Origin of the sequence: Edaphobacter bradus (assembly GCF_025685645.1) — a bacterium.
In the GTDB taxonomy this organism is placed as follows: Bacteria; Acidobacteriota; Terriglobia; order Terriglobales; family Acidobacteriaceae; genus Edaphobacter; species Edaphobacter bradus.
In genome coordinates, this window is record NZ_JAGSYF010000001.1 from 401310 (window position 1) to 420620 (window position 19311).

14 protein-coding genes are annotated in these 19311 nt (G+C 63.8%); 10 read left to right on the forward strand and 4 right to left on the reverse strand.

Annotated features, from left to right (window positions below; genetic code table 11):
* The first annotated feature begins 3 nt into the window (after positions 1-3).
* The 6 genes from OHL16_RS01705 (at position 4) to OHL16_RS01730 (ending at position 9895) form a co-directional block, all read left to right on the forward strand.
* Positions 4-2136, forward strand: coding sequence for a chemotaxis protein CheA (locus tag OHL16_RS01705; protein ID WP_263365343.1), 2133 nt, complete (start codon positions 4-6; stop codon positions 2134-2136).
* Positions 2133-2708: a chemotaxis protein CheW gene (locus OHL16_RS01710; RefSeq protein ID WP_263365344.1), complete on the forward strand. Its 576-nt coding sequence runs from the start codon at positions 2133-2135 to the stop codon at positions 2706-2708. Before OHL16_RS01705 ends, OHL16_RS01710 begins: the two co-directional genes overlap by 4 nt.
* Positions 2705-3073: a response regulator gene (locus OHL16_RS01715; RefSeq protein ID WP_263365345.1), complete on the forward strand. Its 369-nt coding sequence runs from the start codon at positions 2705-2707 to the stop codon at positions 3071-3073. The genes OHL16_RS01710 and OHL16_RS01715 overlap by 4 nt, the downstream gene beginning before the upstream one ends.
* 29 nt (positions 3074-3102) lie before the next feature.
* The gene (locus tag OHL16_RS01720; RefSeq protein ID WP_263365346.1) at positions 3103-4302 is read left to right on the forward strand and encodes a protein-glutamate methylesterase/protein-glutamine glutaminase; all 1200 of its coding nucleotides are present in this window, start codon (positions 3103-3105) and stop codon (positions 4300-4302) included.
* On the forward strand, positions 4289-5116 hold the full coding sequence (locus OHL16_RS01725; RefSeq protein ID WP_263365347.1) for a CheR family methyltransferase: 828 nt from the start codon (positions 4289-4291) through the stop codon (positions 5114-5116). The genes OHL16_RS01720 and OHL16_RS01725 overlap by 14 nt, the downstream gene beginning before the upstream one ends.
* Before the next feature lie 108 nt (positions 5117-5224).
* Positions 5225-9895 (forward strand): Lhr family helicase, encoded by a 4671-nt coding sequence (locus tag OHL16_RS01730; RefSeq protein WP_396127144.1) that lies wholly within the window; start codon positions 5225-5227, stop codon positions 9893-9895.
* Positions 9896-9901: 6 nt separating this feature from the next.
* Here the strand turns inward: OHL16_RS01730 and OHL16_RS01735 are convergent, their stop codons facing one another.
* The 4 genes from OHL16_RS01735 to OHL16_RS01750 form a co-directional block, all read right to left on the reverse strand.
* Positions 9902-12457, reverse strand: a complete 2556-nt coding sequence (locus OHL16_RS01735; RefSeq protein ID WP_263365349.1) for a transglycosylase domain-containing protein — start codon at positions 12455-12457, stop codon at positions 9902-9904.
* A gap of 23 nt (positions 12458-12480) precedes the next feature.
* Entirely contained in the window at positions 12481-14280 is a 1800-nt protein-coding gene (locus tag OHL16_RS01740) for a proline--tRNA ligase (RefSeq protein WP_263365350.1), read from the reverse strand.
* Positions 14281-14380: 100 nt separating this feature from the next.
* A complete protein-coding gene (locus tag OHL16_RS01745) occupies positions 14381-14836 on the reverse strand; it encodes a GNAT family N-acetyltransferase (protein ID WP_263365351.1) in 456 nt (151 codons plus the stop codon).
* A gap of 7 nt (positions 14837-14843) precedes the next feature.
* Entirely contained in the window at positions 14844-15848 is a 1005-nt protein-coding gene (locus OHL16_RS01750; protein ID WP_263365352.1) for a KpsF/GutQ family sugar-phosphate isomerase, read from the reverse strand.
* A gap of 150 nt (positions 15849-15998) precedes the next feature.
* On the opposite strand from OHL16_RS01750, the gene OHL16_RS01755 reads away from it, so the two are divergent.
* From OHL16_RS01755 to alaC, 4 genes are all read left to right on the forward strand, one after another.
* Positions 15999-16817 carry a class I SAM-dependent methyltransferase gene (locus tag OHL16_RS01755; protein ID WP_263365353.1) on the forward strand — a complete coding sequence of 273 codons (819 nt, stop codon included), beginning with the start codon at positions 15999-16001 and terminating at the stop codon, positions 16815-16817.
* A gap of 90 nt (positions 16818-16907) precedes the next feature.
* Positions 16908-17540: a TlpA family protein disulfide reductase gene (locus OHL16_RS01760; RefSeq protein ID WP_263365354.1), complete on the forward strand. Its 633-nt coding sequence runs from the start codon at positions 16908-16910 to the stop codon at positions 17538-17540.
* Positions 17537-18028, forward strand: a complete 492-nt coding sequence (locus tag OHL16_RS01765) for a protein-disulfide reductase DsbD N-terminal domain-containing protein (RefSeq protein WP_263365355.1) — start codon at positions 17537-17539, stop codon at positions 18026-18028. The genes OHL16_RS01760 and OHL16_RS01765 overlap by 4 nt, the downstream gene beginning before the upstream one ends.
* 94 nt (positions 18029-18122) lie before the next feature.
* Positions 18123-19304, forward strand: coding sequence for an alanine transaminase (gene alaC / locus OHL16_RS01770; RefSeq protein ID WP_263365356.1), 1182 nt, complete (start codon positions 18123-18125; stop codon positions 19302-19304).
* Positions 19305-19311 lie beyond the last annotated feature (7 nt).

The following is a 19311-nucleotide window of genomic DNA, read 5'->3' on the forward strand; positions in this document are numbered from 1 at the left end:
GGTGTGGACGACCTGACGAAAGAATTCATTGCAGAGAGCCAGGAAGGGCTGGACCGGATGGAACGGTGCCTGACTGAGCTCGAGACTCGGCCTGAAGAGAGTGAGCGTCTGGTAGGAGAGATCTTCCGCGCGGTGCACACGATCAAGGGCACGACGGGGTTTCTGGGCTTCGAGCGGCTTGAGAAGCTGGCTCATGCGGGCGAGCATCTGCTGGGCTCGCTGCGCGACGGCAGGCTGAAGGTATCGTCGGAGCTGATTAGCGGGCTGCTGCGGCTGCAGGATGGGCTGCGAGGGATCCTGAGCCTGATCGAGGAGACGGGCGGCGAAGGGCAGCGGTCGAGCGAAGAGGACGGCGAGCTGATCGCCGAGCTGGCGATGCTGAACAGCGAGGGCGATGCAGGAGTTGCGGTTCATGCCGAGGCAGCGGTGCCGGCAGGAGAGGTTGCTGGCAAGGCGTCTGGAGTTGCTGCGCTGTCCGGTGCGGGAATGAGCGACAAGACGCTGCGCATCGATGTGGATGTGCTGAACCGGATGATGAACCTTGTCGGCGAGCTGGTGCTGACGCGGAACCAGATGCTGCAGAGCGGCACGGGAGCGATGAACTTTCCGGAGCTGGCGCGGCGGCTGGACAGCGTGACGGCAGACCTGCGCGAGACGGTGATGCAGGCGCGGATGCAGCCAGTAGGGAATCTGTTTGCGAAGTTTCCGCGGATGGTGCGCGACCTGGCGCGGACGTGCGGGCGCAGTGTGAGGGTCGAGTTCTCGGGGCAGGAGACGGGGCTGGATAAGAGTCTGCTAGAGGCGATCAAGGACCCGCTGACGCACGCGGTGCGGAATGCGGTGGACCATGGGATCGAGCAGCCTGAGGTGCGCATGGCTGCGGGCAAGCCCGTGGAGGGATGCCTGCGGCTGCGAGCATTTCATCAGAGCGGGTCGGTGGTGATTGAGGTCGCGGATGACGGCGCCGGGATTGCGATTGAGCGCGTGTTGGCGAAGGCTGTCGAGCGCGGGCTGGTGACGGAGGACCATGCCGCGGGGATGAGCGAGCGCGAGGCGCTGCAGCTGATCTTTCTGCCGGGGTTTTCGACGGCGGCGGCGGTCACGAATGTCTCCGGGCGCGGCGTGGGGATGGATGTGGTTCGCGCGAATGTGGAGAAGGTGGGCGGAAGCGTCGAGATTGAGTCGAAGGTGGGCGTGGGGACGACACTGCGGCTGCGGGTTCCGCTGACGCTGGCAATTGTTCCGGCACTGGTAGTGCGCAGCGGAGGGCAGAGCTTTGCGCTGCCGCAGACGGCGCTGGTGGAGCTGGTGTATGTTCCGGCGCGTGAGGCGGAGCAGGCTGTGGAGCGCGTGGGCACGTCGGAGGTGTACAGGCTGCGCGAGCGGCTGCTGCCGGTGGTGTGGCTGGAGCGGCTGCTGGAGCTGGAGGCTGTGAGGGGCGAGGAGTCACATGGGTTCTACATGGCGGTGCTCGAGGCCGAGGGCTGCCGGTATGGGCTGGTGGTGGACGACCTGCTGGCTCCGGAAGAGATTGTGGTGAAGCCGTTGTCGGCAGTGTTGCGAGAGATCGGATTGTTCTCGGGCGCGACGGTGCTGGGCAATGGGACGCTGGCGCTGATTCTGGATATTGGCGCAGTTGCGGCTCGGGCTGGTGTGAAGCCGATGGAGGAAGAGGAGACGGAGGCCGAGAACGTGGAGGTGCAGGCGGAGGAAGAAGAGGCTTCGTTCCTGGTCTTCGAGGACCGCGCGCGAGAGCGTACTGCGCTGCCGCTGGATGCTGTCGAGCGGATTGAGAGCGTTCCGCTGGAGCAGATCGAGTACGCGAGAGGAAGGACGCTGCTACAGTATCGCGGCGAGCTGCTGCCGCTGAGCGATGACGGCCACGTGCTCGAAGAGCTGGAGGCAGGCGCGAAGGACGGCGCGGCGACGGTGCTGATCTGCGGGGATGCGGGCAGAGGCGGACGAAAACGGATGGGTGTCGTGGTGAGGCGCGTGCTGGATGTCTCGCCGGGGTCGCGGCTCGAGAAGGACGAGGCGACCGGCGAGATGGAGCTGGCGCTGGTGAAGGAGAAGTTGACGACGGTGCATCGGGAGTTCGTTGAAGACGTTGAGCCGGAACTGGAGGAGGTTGCGTGAAGAAGGCTGGGAAGAAGAAGGCGAAGAGCAAGGTGGGGGGCGTGCCTCAGGGTGAGATGAGTCATGAGGCGGCGCTCGAGGCCATAAGAGACGAGGAGGACGCTGTCTCGCTGTGCTCGCTGTTTGTAGGCGAGCAGAGCTTTGGGATCGATACCAGGAGGATCGGCGAGGTGCTGGGCGGGCGGGAGCTGCAAAGGGTTCCGATGGCTCCGGCGTTCATTGGCGGTGTCGTGCCCTATCGCGGGGAGGTTCTGACGACGGTGAACTTTCGCGCACTGCTGGGGCTGACGGAGAAGGCAGAGACGAACTGCGTGCTGGTGCTGGAGGACGAGGATGCTTCGCAGCGGTTCGGGCTGGTGGTGGACGCTGTGGGAGGTGTGGTGACGGTGAGCCGGAAGATGCTGGAGGCGAATCCGAGCACGTTGGACGCGCGGGGAAAGTGGTTGTTTGACGGCGCGTACAAGATGCCATCGGGGTTGATGGTGCAGCTCGATCCGCTGCGGCTGCGTCCTTCGCGGCTGGCCGAGACGGAGATGTTTAGGCAAGGGACAGCGAGTGGAGGTGCGGCATGAGGGCGCTGATTGTCGATGATTCGAGCTTCATTCGGGAGTATCTGAGGGCGCTGCTGCAGCGGATGGGAGTGACGTGCGTGGAGGCAGTGGATGGGCGCGACGCGCTTTCGGTGCTGACGGACGCAGAGGCGTTCGATCTGATGCTGCTGGATGTGAATATGCCGGGCATGAGCGGGCTGGAGTGCGTGAAGGCTCTCCGCGATGCTCAGATGTGGCCGGGGATGAAGGTGATGATGGTGACGACGGAGGCGGACCACTCGTTCGTCCTGGCCGCGCTGGACAACGGAGCCGATGAGTTTCTGATGAAGCCGTTCACGCCGGAGAGCCTGCGCGAGAAGATGTCGTTGCTGGGCCTCGCTGCTTAGAGAAGAGACGGAAAGAAGGGGTGCGGGGCATGAGGATGAGGATGGAGCGGCCGCTGCGGGTGCTTGCGGTGGACGATTCGGCGGTGATGCGGGGGATTATGCGGAGCCTGTTTGAGGCACATGCGCTGGGCGGCGGAGGCGAACTGCCGCGGATGGAGCTGTGCGGAGTGGCGCGCGATGGCGTGGAGTGCCTGGAGAGGCTGGCGGAGCTTCGTCCGGATGTTTTGGTGCTGGACCTCGAGATGCCGCGGATGGACGGGCTGGAGGTGCTGGAACGGCTGCAGTGGGAGGGCCCCCAGGTTCCGGTGATCATGTGCAGTTCGCATACGGAGCATGGAGCGCGATCGACGCTGGAGGCTCTGGCCCGCGGGGCGTCGGACTATGTGATGAAGCCGACGGGGCAGAGAGACTTCGCGTCGGCGATGGCGTCGCTGGCTCAGCAGCTGCTGCCGCGGATTGCGGCGCTGGCGAAGGGGAGCCGAGGCGAAGGCGCGGCGGGAAGTGGAGCGCCGAGGAAGGCTCGCTATGGCGACAGGCGCACGGGCGCTCCAGTTGAGGCAGTGGTGATTGGACTCTCGACGGGAGGGCCTTCGGCGCTGGAACAGCTGCTGCCGAACCTGCCTGCAGACTTTCCTGTTCCTGTGCTGATTGTGCAGCACATGCCGAAGCTGTTTACGGGAGCGCTGGCGGAGCGACTGGACCGCTGTTGCGCGCTGCGCGTGGAGCAGGCGTATGAGGGAGCGGCAGTTCGTCCGGGGAAGGTGTGGCTGGCCCCGGGAGACTCGCACATGGAGGTGGCGCCGATGGGGACGGGGTTCAGCCTGGACGCGAGGAGCGCGGCGAAGGGAAGGGTGAGGTTGCATCAGCGGGAGCCGCTGAATCACTGCAGGCCTTCTGTTGATTACCTGTTTCACTCAGCGGCGAGGCTGTATGGAGCGGGAACGCTGGCGCTGATGATGACGGGGATGGGCTCGGATGGGCTGGATGGAGCGCGGGCCGTCCATGAACGCGGAGGCGTAGTACTGGCGCAGGATGAGGCGACGTCGGCGGTGTGGGGGATGCCGGGACGCGTGGCGGAGGCGGGGATTGCGAATGCGACGCTTCCGTTGGGAGCGTTGGCGGGCGAGCTGAAGCTGCGGGTTGCGGCGGGAAGAACGGTGGGAGAGATGTCGGGTGTTCATGCTGCGGGAACGGGTTCGTGGCAGGAGGTTGCGAATGGCCTGCTCTGAGGCGGACTACGCGTATCTTCGCGAGGTGGTGCGGCTGCAGTCGGCTAATCTGATCGATCCTTCGCGCAATGCGCTCTTCGATACGAGGCTGGCGCCGGTCGCAAGGCTGGCGGGGGTTTCGAACCTTGAAGGGCTGGTGAGCCTGTTGAAGGAAGACAGACCGGCGCATCTGCAGCGCGCGGTGGCCGAGGCGATGACGATCAATGAGACGAGCTTCTTTCGCGATCCGAAGACGTTTGCGATGCTGAGCGAGGAGATTCTGCCGCGATTGATTGAAGAGCGCGCAGGGGCGAAAAGGTTGCGGATCTGGAGCGCAGCGAGTTCAACGGGACAGGAGGCGTACAGCGTGGCGATGACGCTGGCGGAGAAGTTTCCGGGGCTCGCGGGGTGGGACGTGAAGGTCGTCGGAACGGACATCTCGCGGCAGGTGGTGGAGTATGCGAAGAGTGCGCGGTATCGGCGGCTGGAGGTGAACCGCGGGCTGCCGGCACGGATGCTGGTGAAGTACTTTGAGCGGCACGAGGAGGAGTGGGAGGTCTGCGCGCGGGTACGGCAGATGTGCGAGTTTCATGTGGTGAATCTGTGTGCGCCGCTGCCGAAGCTGCCGGTCTTCGACCTGGTGCTGTTGAGGAATGTGCTGCTGTATTTTCCGCAGCAGGACCGGAGGACGGTCTTTGGGCAGGTGCACCAGCAGGTGGCGCGGGATGGATACCTAATGCTGGGGAACGCGGAGCAGGCGGAGGATTCGACGAACCTATTTGAAGTGGAGTTTGCGGCGCAGTGTTACTACTATCGGCCCGTGGTGAAACGCTGAGTGTAATGGTTTTACGCGGAGATTAGGGGCGGTGGTGCATCCTATGGGTGGAGCGGCGGTTATGCTGCTGCCAGAGCTAAGGGGATGGCGAAGGCTTCCGCAAAGAAGATGGTGGCGAAGAAGGGCGCGGCGAAGGCTGAGCGGGGTGGTGTGTCCGCGAGCGACGGCGCGCTGACGCTATTTCATCCGATTACGGCGCGGTGGTTTCGCGAGACGCTTGGGGTGCCGACGCTGCCGCAGTTGGAGGGGTGGCCAGCGATCGCCAAGGGCGAGTCGACGCTGATTCTTGCACCGACGGGGACAGGCAAGACCCTTGCGGCGTTTCTGTGGTGCCTCGATAAGTTGATGATGCATGGGCCTGCGGAGGCGGAGCGTGGATGCAGGGTGGTGTATGTGTCTCCCCTGAAGGCGCTGGCGGTGGATGTGGAGAAGAACCTTCGAGTTCCGCTGGCGGGGATTGCGGAGATGGCCGGGCGCGAAGGAGTTGCGGTGCGCGTGCCGGAGATCAGCGTGCGGACCGGGGATACTCCGCAGAGGGAACGGGCAAAGTTTCGCAGGCATCCGGGGGAGATTCTGATTACGACGCCGGAGAGTTTGTACCTGCTGCTGACCTCGGGGGCGGGCGAGGGGCTGCGGTCGGTGGAGACGGTGATCGTGGATGAGATTCATGCGCTGGTCCCGACGAAGCGCGGGGCGCATCTGGCGTTGTCGATGGAGCGGCTGGAGGCGTTGACGGGGCGGCGGGTGCAGCGGATCGGGTTGTCGGCGACGCAGCGGCCGCTGGAGGAGGTGGCGCGGTTTCTCGGTGGAGCGAGTCAGCGAGTCAGCAAGTCAGCGAGTCAGCGGAGCGAGGCAGCGGCTTTGGCGGATGTGGCTGGTGAGGACGAAGCGGCTGAGTCGGCGGTGCGGTTTCGGCCCGTGACGGTGGTGAATGCGGGGGCGCGGAAGAGGCTGGAGCTGCGGGTGGAGGTTCCGGTAGAGGACATGGCTCGGCTGGGCGAGGCGGAGGCGCAGCATGGAGCGGCGGAGTCGCAGGGAAGGAAGCAGACTTCGCTGTGGCAGTCGATCTATCCGCGGTTGCTGGAGATTGTTCGTGAGCGGACTTCGACGCTGATCTTTGTGAATGCGAGGAGAGTGGCGGAGAGGCTGGCAGGGGCGTTGAATGATCTGGCGGGCGAGCCGCTGGCTAGGGCGCATCATGGGTCGCTGGCGGCAGCGCAGCGCAGCGAGATTGAGGAGATGCTAAAGGAGGGCAGGATCAAGGCGCTGGTGGCGACCTCGTCGCTGGAACTGGGGATCGATATGGGAGCGATCGATCTTGTGGTGCAGATTGAGGCTCCGCCGTCGGTGGCGAGCGGGATGCAGCGTATCGGGCGAGCGGGGCACCAGGTGGGCGCGCCGTCGAATGGGGTGATCTTTCCGAAGTACAGGGCGGACCTGATTGCATGCGCGGCGGTGACGCGGGCGATGCATGAGGGGCATGTGGAGTCGACGCGGTTTTTGCGGAACCCGCTGGATGTGCTGGCCCAGCAGATGGTGGCGATTGTGGCGCATCCTCCCCTCGGGGAGGCGGGAAGGTGGCGTGGCGGTGAGGAAGACGATGGGCCGGGGATTGGGTATGAGGAGTTGCTGGCGTTGATGCGTGGTGCGGCCCCATTTGCGGGGTTGAGCCAGGCGGTGTTCGACGGTGTGCTGGATATGCTGGCGGGGCGGTATCCGTCGGACGAGTTTGCGGAGCTGCGGCCGCGGATTACGTGGGACAGGACGAAGAACTGGCTGACGCCGCGCTCGGGAGTGAAGCGGATCGCGATTCTGAATGGTGGGACGATTCCGGATCGCGGGATGTATGGGGTGTTTCTTGCGGGAGAGCGCGCGAAGCCGGTGCGCGTGGGCGAGCTGGATGAGGAGATGGTGTTTGAGAGCAAGGTGGGCGAGGTCTTCGTGCTGGGGGCTTCGGCGTGGCGGATCGAGGAGATTCATCATGACCGCGTGCTGGTGTCTCCGGCGCCGGGCGAGGCGGGGAAGATGCCGTTCTGGCATGGAGACAGGGCGGGGAGGCCGATTGAGTTCGGCCGGAGGATCGGCGCGTTGGTGCGGGAGATGCGTGAGGTCCCGCGCGGAGTGGCGGTGACGAGGCTGACGGAGGAGCACGATCTCGACCCAGTAGCGGCGGAGAATGTGCTGCGGTATCTGGCGGACCAGGAGCTGGCAACGGTGGAGGTTCCGGATGACCGCAATGTTGTGATCGAGCGCGTGCGCGATGAGCTGGGATTCTGGAGGGTGTGCGTGCTGACACCGTTCGGCAGCAGAGTGCATACACCGTGGGCGGTAGCGGCGGCTGCGAAGGTTCGCGAGAGCGGTGGGCCCGAAGTGGAGACGATGTGGAGCGAGGATGGGTTCGTGCTGCGGTTTCCGGAGACGGACGAGCCGCCTGCGGTTGGGTCGTTGCTGATGGAGCCTGCAGAGGCGGCGGATCTGGTTCTAAAACAACTTGGCTCGACGGCGTTGTTTGCGGCGAAGTTTCGCGAGAGCGCGGCGCGCGCGTTGTTGTTGCCGAGGCGGAGGGCGGATGGGAGGAGTCCGCTGTGGCAGCAGAGGAAGCGGGCGTATGACCTGCTGAGCGTGGCGAGCCGCTATGCTTCATTTCCGATTCTGCTGGAGGCTTACAGGGAGTGCATGCGCGATGTCTTCGACATGCCGGCGTTGATGGAGGTGCTGCGGCTGATCGGAGCGCGGACCCTGCGGGTGCATACGGTGGACTCGAAGACGCCGAGCCCGTTTGCTTCGGCGCTGCTGTTCAGCTATGTGGCGAACTACATCTATGACGGCGATGCTCCGCTGGCGGAGAGACGGGCGCAGGTGCTGGCGATCGACCAGGACCAGTTGCGCGAGTTGATGGGCGATGCGGACCTGCGGGAGCTGCTCGATCTCGGGGCGATCGAAGAGACCGAGGAGCAGTTGCAGGGACTGATGGAGAATGCGAAGGCGCGGACGATGGATGGCGTGCACGATCTACTGCTGCGGCTGGGCGATCTGTCGCAGGAGGAGCTTCGGGCGCGGTGTGTGAGCGATGCGGTTGCGGAGAGTGTGACTCGGCTGCTGAAGGTTCGGCGCGTTGTGGAGGTTTCGATTGCAGGGCAGAGCCGGCTGATTGCGGTGGAGGATGCGGCGCGGTATCGCGATGGGGTGGGAGTGCGGCTGCCGCAAGGGTTGCCGGAGGTGTTTCTGGAGTCTGCCTCTGATGCGCTGGTGGATGTGGTGCGGCGTTACGGGCGGACGCATGGGCCGTTTACGGCGCAGCAGGGGGCGGCGAGGTTCGGGGTGTCGGTGGAGAGGGTGGAGGCTGTGCTGGAGCGGCTGGTGCAGGCGGGGCGCGTGGTGGAGGGAGGCTTCCGGCCGGACGGCGTGCATCGCGAGTGGTGTGACGATGAGGTACTGCGGACGATTCGGCGGAAGAGCCTGGCGCGGCTGCGCAAGGAGGTTGAGCCGGTTGAGCAGAGGACGCTGGTGAGGCTGCTGACGCGGTGGCAGGGCGTGGTGCAGCCGCGCCGCGGACTGGACGCTCTGCTGGATGCGATCGAGAATCTGCAGGGGGCCGCTGTGCCGGCTTCGATTCTGGAGACGGAGATTCTGCCGGCGCGGCTAGCGGCGTATCAACCCAGCGATCTGGATATGCTGATCGCCGCTGGCGAAGTGATCTGGGCGGGGCTCGAGCCGCTGGGCGAGCACGATGGGCGGATTGGGTTGTATCTGGCGGAGAAGCTTCCGGCGCTTTGGCCGGTTGGACGCGCGGTTGATGAACGGGCACTGACGGAGCGCGAGGCGGCGGTGGTTGCGTATTTGAAGGCGCGAGGGGCTTCGTTCTTTCAGGAGATTCATGAGGGAGTTGGAGGAGGGTATCCGGGCGAGACGCTGGATGCTCTGTGGGAGCTCGTGTGGAAAGGATTTGTAACGAACGATGGGATGGCGGCGCTGCGGGCTTATTGTGAGCGGCCTTCGGCGAGCCGGCCGGCGCGCAGGGTGCACCAGCAGGGAACGGCGTTCCGGTCGCGCCGGACGACCCCTCCAGCGGGGCAGGGCCGGTGGGCGCTGAATGCAGCGGCGTTTGATGTAGCCCGTTCAGCGACGGAGTGGAGTCATGCGATCGCGCAGCAACTTCTGCAACGGTATGGCGTGGTGTTTCGCGAGACGGCGCATGCGGAGAATCTGCCGGGAGGGTTTTCGGCGGTGTATGACGTGCTGAAGGCGATGGAGGAGAGCGGGAAGGTTCGGCGCGGTTATTTTGCGGCGGAGTTGGGGGCGACTCAGTTTGCGCTGCCGTCGGCGGTGGAGTTGCTGCGCTCGTTGCGGACGCAGAGAGAGGGCGAGAGGCGGGAGATGCTGCAGTTGGCGGCCACGGACCCGGCGAATCCGTATGGGGCGCTGCTGCGATGGCCGGATGCTGTGTCGCCGCTGACGCGGAGCGTGGGGGCGCGGGTGATCCTGTGCGATGGAGCGCTGGTGGCGTATCTGCGCAGGGGGAATCCGAATGTGCAGGTGTTTCTGCCGGAGGAGGAGCCGCAGCGCGGGCAGGTGGCGAGGGCGCTGGCGGAGTTTTTCGTGAAGGGTGTGCAAGAGCGGAGCGAGGAGGGAGACACGCACGCGGGGATGCTGATCGTCACGGTGAACGGACTGCCGGTGCGGGAGCATCCGCTGGCGAGCTTTTTGCTGGAGGCTGGTTTTTCGGCTGCTCCGATGGGCTTCAACGTGAGGAAGAAGCTGCCGTCATTGCGAGGTTAATGGAGGTCATTGTTGAGAGTCTTGGGGCTGCTGCTTCTTCTTGTCTCCGCCGCCGAAGAGCTTTTGGAAAAAGTTCTTCTTCTTGGGTGCGGCTGGCTGCGTCTCGACGGGGGCATTGGCCGCAGTCGGAGAAGCTGGACGCGCGGGTGAGGCTCCGGGCAGGGCAGGCGGAGGATTGGTCTGCGGGTTGGGGTGTTCGCCGATGCCGAAGATCTTCTGGATGAAGTTTTGCGGGCTCTCGGACATCTGGCTGCAGGAGTTGGCGGGCGCGGTGCCGTCGAGGAAGGCGAGACTGATGGAGTTGTCGGGGCAGGAAGTGTCGGAGAGGAGATTAGTGGTCTTATCGATGCGGACGACGCTGACTCCGTCGGGCGGCGAGAAGGAGTGGACGTCGGAGTACTCAGGAAGCTGGATGGCGCGCTTCATGAACTCGGTCCAGATGGGTGCAGCTGCGTGGGCGCCTTCGATCTTGATGTCGCTGTAGTCGTCGTTGCCGACCCAGACGATGCAGATGAGGTTGGAGGTGTAACCGGCGAACCATGCGTCGTGACTGGTTCCGGTCTTGCCGGCGGCGGGAGCGGTGAAGCCGTGCCCACGAACGGCTCCTGCCGGAGTTCCGTAGTTCATCGTGCCTTCGAGCAGCGACTGCGTCAGATAGGCCGCTCGGGGATCCATGACCTGCTTGGCCTCGCGCGGGAAGTCGGAGATGATGTCGCCGCTTGTGTTGGTGACGGAGGAGAGCATCCAGGGCGTGAGGTGAACGCCATTGTTGGCAAAGACCGAGTAGGCTCCGGCCATATCGAGCGGAGTGGCGTCGTAGGCCCCGATGGAGACAGACGGGGTTCCGCGGGCGGAGGCGACTCCAGCGGAGCGACCCAGGGCGGCTACGTTGTCGAAGCCGACCATCTCGCCGAGCTCGATGGTGGCGTTGTTGAGCGAGTGGGCGAGGGCGTAGGCAGCGGTGACGTCGCCGCGGAAGTCGCCTTTGAAGTTGTTGGGAGTGTAGGTCTGGCGGCCGTTATCGAAGGTGAAGGTCGTCGGGACGTCGGTGAGCTGGGTGAGGGCAGTGAAGATCCCACCGCCGCCCAGAGCGGTGCCATTGAGGCTGCTGTTGTAGGCCGCGGCGTAGACGAAGGGCTTGAAGATGGATCCGGTGGGGCGTTTGGCGACGGCGTGGTTGAGCTGTGAGGCGCCGTAGTTGCGGCCGCCCACGAGCGCGAGGACCTGGCCGGTGTGGGGATTGAGGGCGATGAGTGCGACCTGGGGATAGACGATGGGCGCGGTGCTCTTACCGTGTTGCTTGCGCACGATATCGTCGACGTTCTTCATACCGGCCTCAACGGCGTCGGAGGCGATGCTCTGAAGGTCGGGATCGAGCGAGGTATAGATGCGGAGGCTCTGGTGGGCGAGGTCCTGGTCGCCGATGCGCTGCACGAGCTGGTCGTGGACGAGATCGACAAAGTAGGGGGCCTCGCTGGCGTCGACGTTGGGGGGAGCGAGATTGAGCGGCTCGGCTTTGGCGCGCGCAGCCTCAGAGGCTGAGATGGCGCTGGTCTCGACCATGGAGTCGAGGACTACGTTGCGGCGCTCGATGGCGCGCTCGGGATGGCGGTAGGGGTTAAGCCGGCTGGGGCTCTGGATCATTCCGGCCAGCAGAGCGCACTGGGCGGTGTCGAGCTGCTTGAGGTCTTTGCCGAAGAAGGCCTGCGATGCCTCGCCGAAGCCGTTGATGTCATAGCTGCCGCGATGGCCGAGGTTGATCTGGTTGGCGTACATCTCAAAGATCTGCGGCTTGGTGAAGCGCGATTCGAGCTGGAAGCTGATGAAGATTTCGATGAGCTTGCGCTTGAGGTGCTTCTCGGGGGAAAGGAAGAAGCCGCGCGCCAGCTGCATGGTGATGGTGGAGCCGCCGCAGCGCTTGCGGCCGCTGGTGATGTCTTCGACGCCGCACTTGACGATGCGGAGGAAGTTGATGCCGTTGTGCTCGAAGAAGTTGCGGTCTTCGATGGAGGTCACGGCCTGCACCATGCGCGGCGGGATGTCCGTGTAGGCGATCATGCGGCGCTTGGTGCGGCTGTTGTCCGCGGAGAGCGCGGTGATGAGTTGCGGCTCTAGCTCGTAGGCGCTGAGGGCGGCGCCGTTTTCGGCGGTAATTTTCTGGACAGTGCCGCCGGAGGTGTCGATGGTGGCGCCGTCGGTGTTGTGGTAGCTCTCCGGGCCGGGCTTGATGAAGATGCTGTTGCCGTTGAGCTGAAAGGTCCCGAGCTGAGTGTTGGAGTTGTAACCGGCGCGGCGCAGATCGGCGGCGATGGCAGCGGCGGTGTACTTCTGGCCGTCGCGAATCTCGCGCGGAGCGGCGTAAATCTGCGAGACGCTGGAGAAGAGGTGTCCCGAGGCGAGGCGCGTGTCCACGATCTGCTGGTACTTGTGGTTGTAGTACGCGAAGACGGCCGCGAAGAGAACGAAGCCCGCCAGAACCGTCACAATGGCAGCCCGCAGAATGCGGTGGCGCAGGCTGCCGGTCCCGATAGCTTTGCTGGCGTATTTGAGTTTAACTGGCAAGCTGATTCTTCCTCGTTAGACGCTCAAACTACCTGAGCGGGCTGTCCGGGTTGTAGGGCTGATGTTATCTGAGTGGCTACTTCGGCGGCTACCTTTGCGATCGTAAGGTCCTGGTTGCGCTTTGCGAGGCGGTCGACGAACTCGACTTTGCCCTCGGCGACTCCGCGTCCGATGTTGATGCGATAGGGGATACCGACGAGATCGGCGTCCTTGAACTTGACTCCGGCGCGCTCGTCGCGGTCGTCGAGCAGGACGTCGAGGCCAGCGGCAGCGAGTTCGGCGGCGACTTTCTCTCCGGCGGCGAGCAGGCTGGCGTCTCCGATGTTGGTGATGGTGACGACGACCTGGAAGGGCGCAATTGCCGGGTGCAGGGCGAAGGCGGAGCCGTCGTTCGCCGCGGCAGAGGTCTCGATGGCGGAGGTGAGGATCCGCTCGATTCCGATGCCGTAGCTGCCCATGATGGGAGTGACCTCTTTGCCGTCGCGATTGAGGACGGTTGCTCCCATGGACTTCGAGTACTTGTAGCCGAGCTTGAAGATGTGGCCGATCTCGACCGCCTTGCCGAGACGCAGGGGGGAGCCGTCGATAGGGCAGGGCTCGCCTTCGACTACGTTGCGGACGTCGGCGATGAGCGTCGGCTTGAAGTCGCGTGTGGGGGTGACGTTGCGGAGGTGGTACTCCTCCTTGTTGGCCCCAGCGATGAGGTTGGCGCGGCCTTCAAGGGCCTTGTCGAGGATGACGAGGGTTCCGGGCTTCCTGGGGTGCGGCGCGGGCTCGAGGCCGATGGGGCCTAGGTAGCCTGCGGGCGCCTTGAAGACTTCGACAATCTCTTCGGGTAGCATCGGGCGGAGTTCGCCGCCCGCGATAAGCAGGAGCTTGGCCTCGTTGAGCGTGTGGTCGCCGCGCAGGAAGACGACGACGGGGCGCAGGGGACCCAGCTTGGCGTGATCGGCTTCAGGCAGTGCGGCCATATAGGCCATGGTCTTGATCTGGTACTGCGGCTCGACGTTGAGGAAGGCACCAACCTCTTCAATGGTGCGCTGACCAGGGGTGTGGACGAGCTCGGGGGAGCCGTCGCCGGTGGGGGCGAGGTCCTCGACCGGGGCAAGGCGGCTGGTGGCCTTCTCGAGGTTGGCGGCGTAGCCGGAGGCAGAACTGGCAATGAGGTCTTCGCCGGCTTCGGTGTAGACCATGAACTCCTGCGAGGCTGACCCTCCCATGGATCCGGAGTCGGCTTCGACGGCGACGAACTCGAGGCCGCAGCGGGTGAAGATGGCGCGGTAAGCGGCGTCGTGCTTGTTGTAGCTCTCGTCGAGGCCGGCCTCGTCGATGTCGAAGGAGTAGGCGTCCTTCATGATGAACTGGCGGACGCGCAGGAGGCCGGACTTGGGGCGCGGCTCGTCGCGGAACTTGGTCTGGATCTGGTACCAGATCTGCGGGAGCTGCTTGTAGCTGCGGAGCTCGTTGCGGGCGATGGAGGTCATGACCTCTTCGTGGGTCATACCGAGGCAAAGGTCGGCGCCCTTGCGGTCCTTCAGGCGGAACATGTTGTCGCCCATGACGGACCAGCGGCCGGACTCCTCCCATATCTCGCGCGGATTGAGAGCGGGGAGCAGGAACTCCTGGCCGATCTTGTCCATCTCGTCACGCACGATGGCGATGATCTTGTTGATGGAGCGGTTGCCGAGGAAGAGGTAGCTGTAGATGCCGGCACCGAGTTGACGGATGTAGCCGGCGCGGAGCAGGAGCTTGTGGCTGGCTACTTCGGCGTCTGCGGGGGCTTCACGAAGGGTGGGGATAAATAGTTGCGACCAGCGATGCATGCGTAGTGTGGGACCTTCCGGCTGTCTGTGTGAGTCGTATGTCGTTATGCCTATTCTAACTTCCGCATGGGTGATGTGGCGTGTGTGGGGCGCGGATGAGCTAAGGGAAGATGCGGTAGCGGCACTTTCGCGGGTGTCCGCTCTGGCGGATGATGCAGTTTGGCGGGACGTCGACGATCTCGACGAACTCGGCTCCGGCGAGCTCGAGGGTTCGCCGGGAGGCAAGGTTTTCCGGGTCGCACGTGATCCAGACGGGATCGATCTCGAGGCGCTTGGCCAGAGGCAGGAGGAGGCGGAGGGACCTGGAGGCGTAGTGATGTCCACGATGAGCAGGATGGACGCTGTACCCGATGTGGCCGGCGTAGAGCTCGATATGAGGCGTCGAGCCGACTCGCAGGCGGATGTAGCCGAGCTCTTCCTCCGTCTGACGATGAACCATGCGGAAGTTGTAAGCGGGCACATGGTGGATCGGGTGGAGCGCAAACTCAGTGAGCTCCAGTTGGAGCTCTTCGTCGCGGAGTTGACCCGGAGCAACGGGCATTGCCAGCGTGGTCATGCGTGATTTAGATGAGTTCCAGGGTCCAGAGGTCGTGGAGGTGGAGGACGCCTTCGGCCTCGCCGCTGGGTGCGGTGACGATGAGTGAGGTGATCTTCTTCTCTTCCATGAGGGCGAGCGCGGAGGAGGCGAAGGCGGAGCCGTCGATAGTGAGGGGATGGGGGTTCATGATCTCGGCGGCGGTGTGGTTGAGGGCGGCCCCGCCGTCGCGTTCGAGCAGGCGGCGGAGGTCTCCGTCGGAGATCATGCCGAGGAGTTTGTTTTCGCTGTCGAGAACTGTGGTCATGCCGAGCTTTTTTCGGGACATCTCGTAGATGACCTGGGGCATGGGGGTTTCGGGCGAGACGCGGGGCAGGGCGTCGCCTGCGTGCATGAGTTCGCAGACGCGGGCGAGGCGCTTGCCGAGGCGGCCGCCGGGGTGCAGTTCGGCGAAGTCTTCGGCCTTCCATCCGCGCCGTCTGCTGACCTCGAGCGCGAGGGCGTCGCCGAGGGCGAGCATGACGGTGGTGGAGGCCGTAGGGGCGAGGTTGTTAGGGCAGGCCTCGGCGGAGACGCTGGTGTCGAGCGTGATGTCGCTGGCCTGGGCGAGGGTGGAGGTGAGGCAGCCGCAGAGGGCGATGAGCTTGTCGGCGAAGCGCTTGAGGAGCGGGAGGAGGCGGAGGATCTCTTCGGTCTCGCCGCTGGCGGAGAGGACGACGATGGTGTCGCCGCGGGAGAGCATGCCCAGATCACCGTGGAGGGCGTCGGCGGGGTGGAGAAAATGTGCGGGGGTTCCGGTGGAGCGAAGGGTGGCGGCGATCTTGCGGGCGATGATGCCGCTTTTGCCGATGCCGGTGACGATAATGCGGTTGCGAGTAGCGGTGGCGCGGAGGAGAAGATCGACGGCCTGGTTGAAGGTTGCGAGCATAGGGCCGTCGAGGCGGAGCGCCAACTCGACGAGGGCTGCGGCCTCGATGCGGATGTAGTCGGAAGGGCGGGTGGAATCTGCCGGATTGACGGGTGTGTGAGACATGATCGCGACCTTTCCGATGCTAGCAGAGGCGGTGTCTTGACCCTTCAACTGTGCTGATGCGGCAAATCGAATGCACGAATGGAGACGGAAGGAATAGAGTGGAAATGTCTGTGGGCCACGGGACCGATCTTCTGCAAGGGGAGATTTGGCATGGGGCAGACTCATTACATTATTCGCGGTGGAATTGAGGGCTGGGAGCGGCTGCGGATTCTCTCACGCGTGATGAGGCCGACTACCATGAGCCTTCTGGGACGGGTCGGTGTTCACCCAGGGATGAGATGCCTTGAGGTTGCCTTCGGCAGCGGCGATGTGGCGTTTGATTTAGCGGCCATAGTGGGATCCAGAGGGAGAGTCGTTGCGACCGATGTCGACCACGTCAAACTGGAGCGGACGACGCGCGAAGCGCAGGAGAGGGGCGTCCGGAATGTCGAGTTCAGATTGTCGGACATTCTCGCGGATGAGCCGGAGCACGGTTTTGACCTTGTTCATGCAAGGTTTTTGCTGACCCATCTTCCGGATCCTGCGAAGGCTCTGATGCGCATGCGACAGGCACTGCGGCCAGGCGGAGTCGTGGTGATTGAGGACGTCGACTTCAACGGCTACTTCTGCTATCCAGACTTCGAGGCACACCGGCGCTATGTCGAGTTGTACATAAGAACAGTGCAGCGAAGAGGCGGGGATCCGTGCATCGGACCGCGGCTGCCCAGCCTTCTGGAGAACGCGGGCTTTGAGGAGATTGGGATGAACGTGGTTCAGCCGGCGGGCACGGAGGGTGAGGTGAAACTGATCTCTCCGATCACCATGGAGAATATTGTCGATGCTGTGATCGCGGAGGGCTTCGCTTCACGGGACGAGGCTAAGGAATTGACAGCCCAGTTGTATGAGTTTGCGCGCAGGCCGGGGACGGTGGGTGCCATGCCGCGTGTTGTGGAGACGTGGGGTTACGTGGGACAGGTTGGACAGGCTTGAGAAAGGGCGTTACGAAGCGCTCCGCGATTGCGTCTAAACTGATGGAGTGGCGTGTTTTGTTCGTGCGCCGACGGAAGGATGTCGATCGTAATGCGTAAAGCACTGGTTCTGCTGGTGATGGTGGTGGGAATTAGCCTTCTGCTGTGGTCGGGGTGGCACAACCTTCGTGAGAGAAAGCTGGCGATGCAGCAGGCGCAGGAGAGCCATGCGATGCTGATTCCCGACAAGGGTAGCAGCTCATCGGGGCCCGCTATAGAGGGACCGACTCTGACGGGCAAGGCGGCGCCGGCGTTTGTGCTGACGACGCTGGATGGGAAGAAAGTCTCGCTGAGCGACTACAAGGGGCGTCCGGTGCTGGTGAACTTCTGGGCGACGTGGTGCGCGCCGTGCAAGCTGGAGATGCCGTGGTTTGAGGAGTTCCGCAAGCAGTATTCCGCGCAGGGGTTTGAGATTCTGGGAATCACGGATGACGCGGACGCGGGCAAGGATGTGATCTCGAAGGCAGTGCAGAAGACCGGCGTCACCTATCCGATCCTGTTAACGGACGGGAAGATCGACAAGGCCTATGGCGCGACGGATTATCTGCCGATGTCGTTCTACGTGGACCGGAATGGCGTAGTCGTCGAGGAGACGGCGGGGTTGGGGACGAAGGACGAGATTGAGGCGAACATCAAGAAGACGATTGCGTCGGCAAGCCAGGCTGGCTCGGCTGGTGGGCAGTGAGGCGCGCCGGATGGTTGGTTGCCGCGCTGGTGGCTGCTTCTGGAGCGCTTGAGGCACAGCAGCTCGGGAGCCTGAGCGCGAGCGCGGCCAAGCCGAAGCAGTATGTGAGCTACGCAGCAGAAGAGCAGGTGGTGAAGGCAGGGAAGCGCGGCATGATGGAGCTGCACTTTCGCGTTGCTGACGGCTTCCATGTGAACTCGCACACACCGAAGTCTGAGCTGCTGATCCCTACGGCGATCAAGCTCGATGAGGCGGACGGCGTGAAGCTGGGTGAGGTTGAGTATCCGGCGGGGACGTCGTACAGCTTCAGCTTTGAGCCGGGCGAGAAGCTGGATGTGTACTCAGGAGCGTTTACAGTGAAGATTCCGGTGGTGGCCGGGGTTGGAGGCCATACGGTGAACGGGACGCTGCGCTACCAGGCGTGCGACAACGCCGCGTGTTATCCACCGAAGAGCCTGCCCGTTGCGGTGGTTCTGACCGCGAAGTAGCGAGTCCGGTTCTCCTCAGGGCAGCGTGTGGGTGCTATGTCCTCCGCGATGGCATGATGGTACAAAACACATCAAGAGAGATGAGCAGGACGCGATGGACGAGTTCAGAAGACTGACAAGGCTGCCGGCGTATGTGTTCAACATTACGAGCGAGCTGAAGGCGGCGGCCCGCAAGCGCGGCGAAGACATCATCGACTTCGGAATGGGCAACCCGGATGGCGCGACTCCGAAGGCTATCGTGGACAAGCTTATCGAGGCGGCGCAGAAGACTCAGACGCACCGGTACTCGTTGTCTCGTGGGATACCGCGGCTGCGGCGCGCGATCACGAACTGGTACAAGACGCGCTACAACGTCGATCTCGACCCCGAGACCGAGGCGATTGTGACGATCGGTTCAAAGGAGGGAATCGCGCACCTGTGCCTGGCCGTGCTCGACGATGCCGATACGGTGGCGGTACCGAACCCGAGCTATCCGATCCACATCTACGGGCCGGTGATTGCTGGTTCAAAGTTGCAGACCATTCCTGTGGCAGAAGCTACTGCGGACGAGGTGCTGGCGAGGTTGGAGTATGAGTTGCCGCGCATGGAGCCCCGGCCGAAGCTGCTCATTCTTAACTTCCCGGCGAACCCGACGACGCAGTGTGTCGAGCTGCCTTTTTTCGAGCGTGTGGTTGGGCTTTGCAGAGAGCTGGGAATCTATCTTGTGCACGACCTGGCTTACGCCGACATTGTGTTCGACGGCTATCGCGCGCCGAGCGTGCTGGAGGTTCCAGGCGCGAAGGACATTGCAGTCGAGTTCTTTACGCTCTCGAAGAGCTACAACATGCCGGGCTGGCGCGTGGGCTTCATGGTGGGCAATCCGAAGCTGGTGGGCGCGCTGGGACGCATCAAGAGCTACTTCGACTATGGGACGTTTACGCCGATCCAGGTGGCCTCGATCGCCGCGCTTGAGGGCCCGCAGGATTGCGTGAAGCAGATTCGCGACACGTACAAGGCCCGCCGCGATGTTCTGGTGCCGGGGCTGAACAAGCTGGGCTGGAACGTTGAGCTGCCGAAGGCGACGATGTTTGCGTGGGCGAAGATTCCTGAGCAGTATCGCGCGATAGGCTCGATCGAGTTCTCGAAGAAGCTGCTGGCCGAGGCGAAGGTTGCGGTGAGCCCCGGCGTCGGCTTTGGCGAGCACGGCGATGGCCACGTACGGTTCTCGCTGATTGAAAACGAGGAGCGGACCCGGCAGGCTCTGCGCGGCATCAAGCATATGTTCAAGAATGGTTAGCGCATGC

Excerpts from the sequence above, each read along its gene's own strand:
- OHL16_RS01715 (WP_263365345.1), top strand. The coding sequence starts at position 2,705 with ATGAGGGCGCTGATTGTCGATGATTCGAGCTTCATTCGGGAGTATCTG.
- OHL16_RS01720 (WP_263365346.1), top strand. The coding sequence starts at position 3,103 with ATGAGGATGAGGATGGAGCGGCCGCTGCGGGTGCTTGCGGTGGACGAT.
- OHL16_RS01725 (WP_263365347.1), top strand. The coding sequence starts at position 4,289 with ATGGCCTGCTCTGAGGCGGACTACGCGTATCTTCGCGAGGTGGTGCGG.
- OHL16_RS01730 (WP_396127144.1), top strand. The coding sequence starts at position 5,225 with ATGGTGGCGAAGAAGGGCGCGGCGAAGGCTGAGCGGGGTGGTGTGTCC.
- OHL16_RS01740 (WP_263365350.1), bottom strand. The coding sequence starts at position 14,280 with ATGCATCGCTGGTCGCAACTATTTATCCCCACCCTTCGTGAAGCCCCC.
- OHL16_RS01745 (WP_263365351.1), bottom strand. The coding sequence starts at position 14,836 with ATGACCACGCTGGCAATGCCCGTTGCTCCGGGTCAACTCCGCGACGAA.
- OHL16_RS01750 (WP_263365352.1), bottom strand. The coding sequence starts at position 15,848 with ATGTCTCACACACCCGTCAATCCGGCAGATTCCACCCGCCCTTCCGAC.
- OHL16_RS01755 (WP_263365353.1), top strand. The coding sequence starts at position 15,999 with ATGGGGCAGACTCATTACATTATTCGCGGTGGAATTGAGGGCTGGGAG.
- OHL16_RS01760 (WP_263365354.1), top strand. The coding sequence starts at position 16,908 with ATGCGTAAAGCACTGGTTCTGCTGGTGATGGTGGTGGGAATTAGCCTT.
- alaC (WP_263365356.1), top strand. The coding sequence starts at position 18,123 with ATGGACGAGTTCAGAAGACTGACAAGGCTGCCGGCGTATGTGTTCAAC.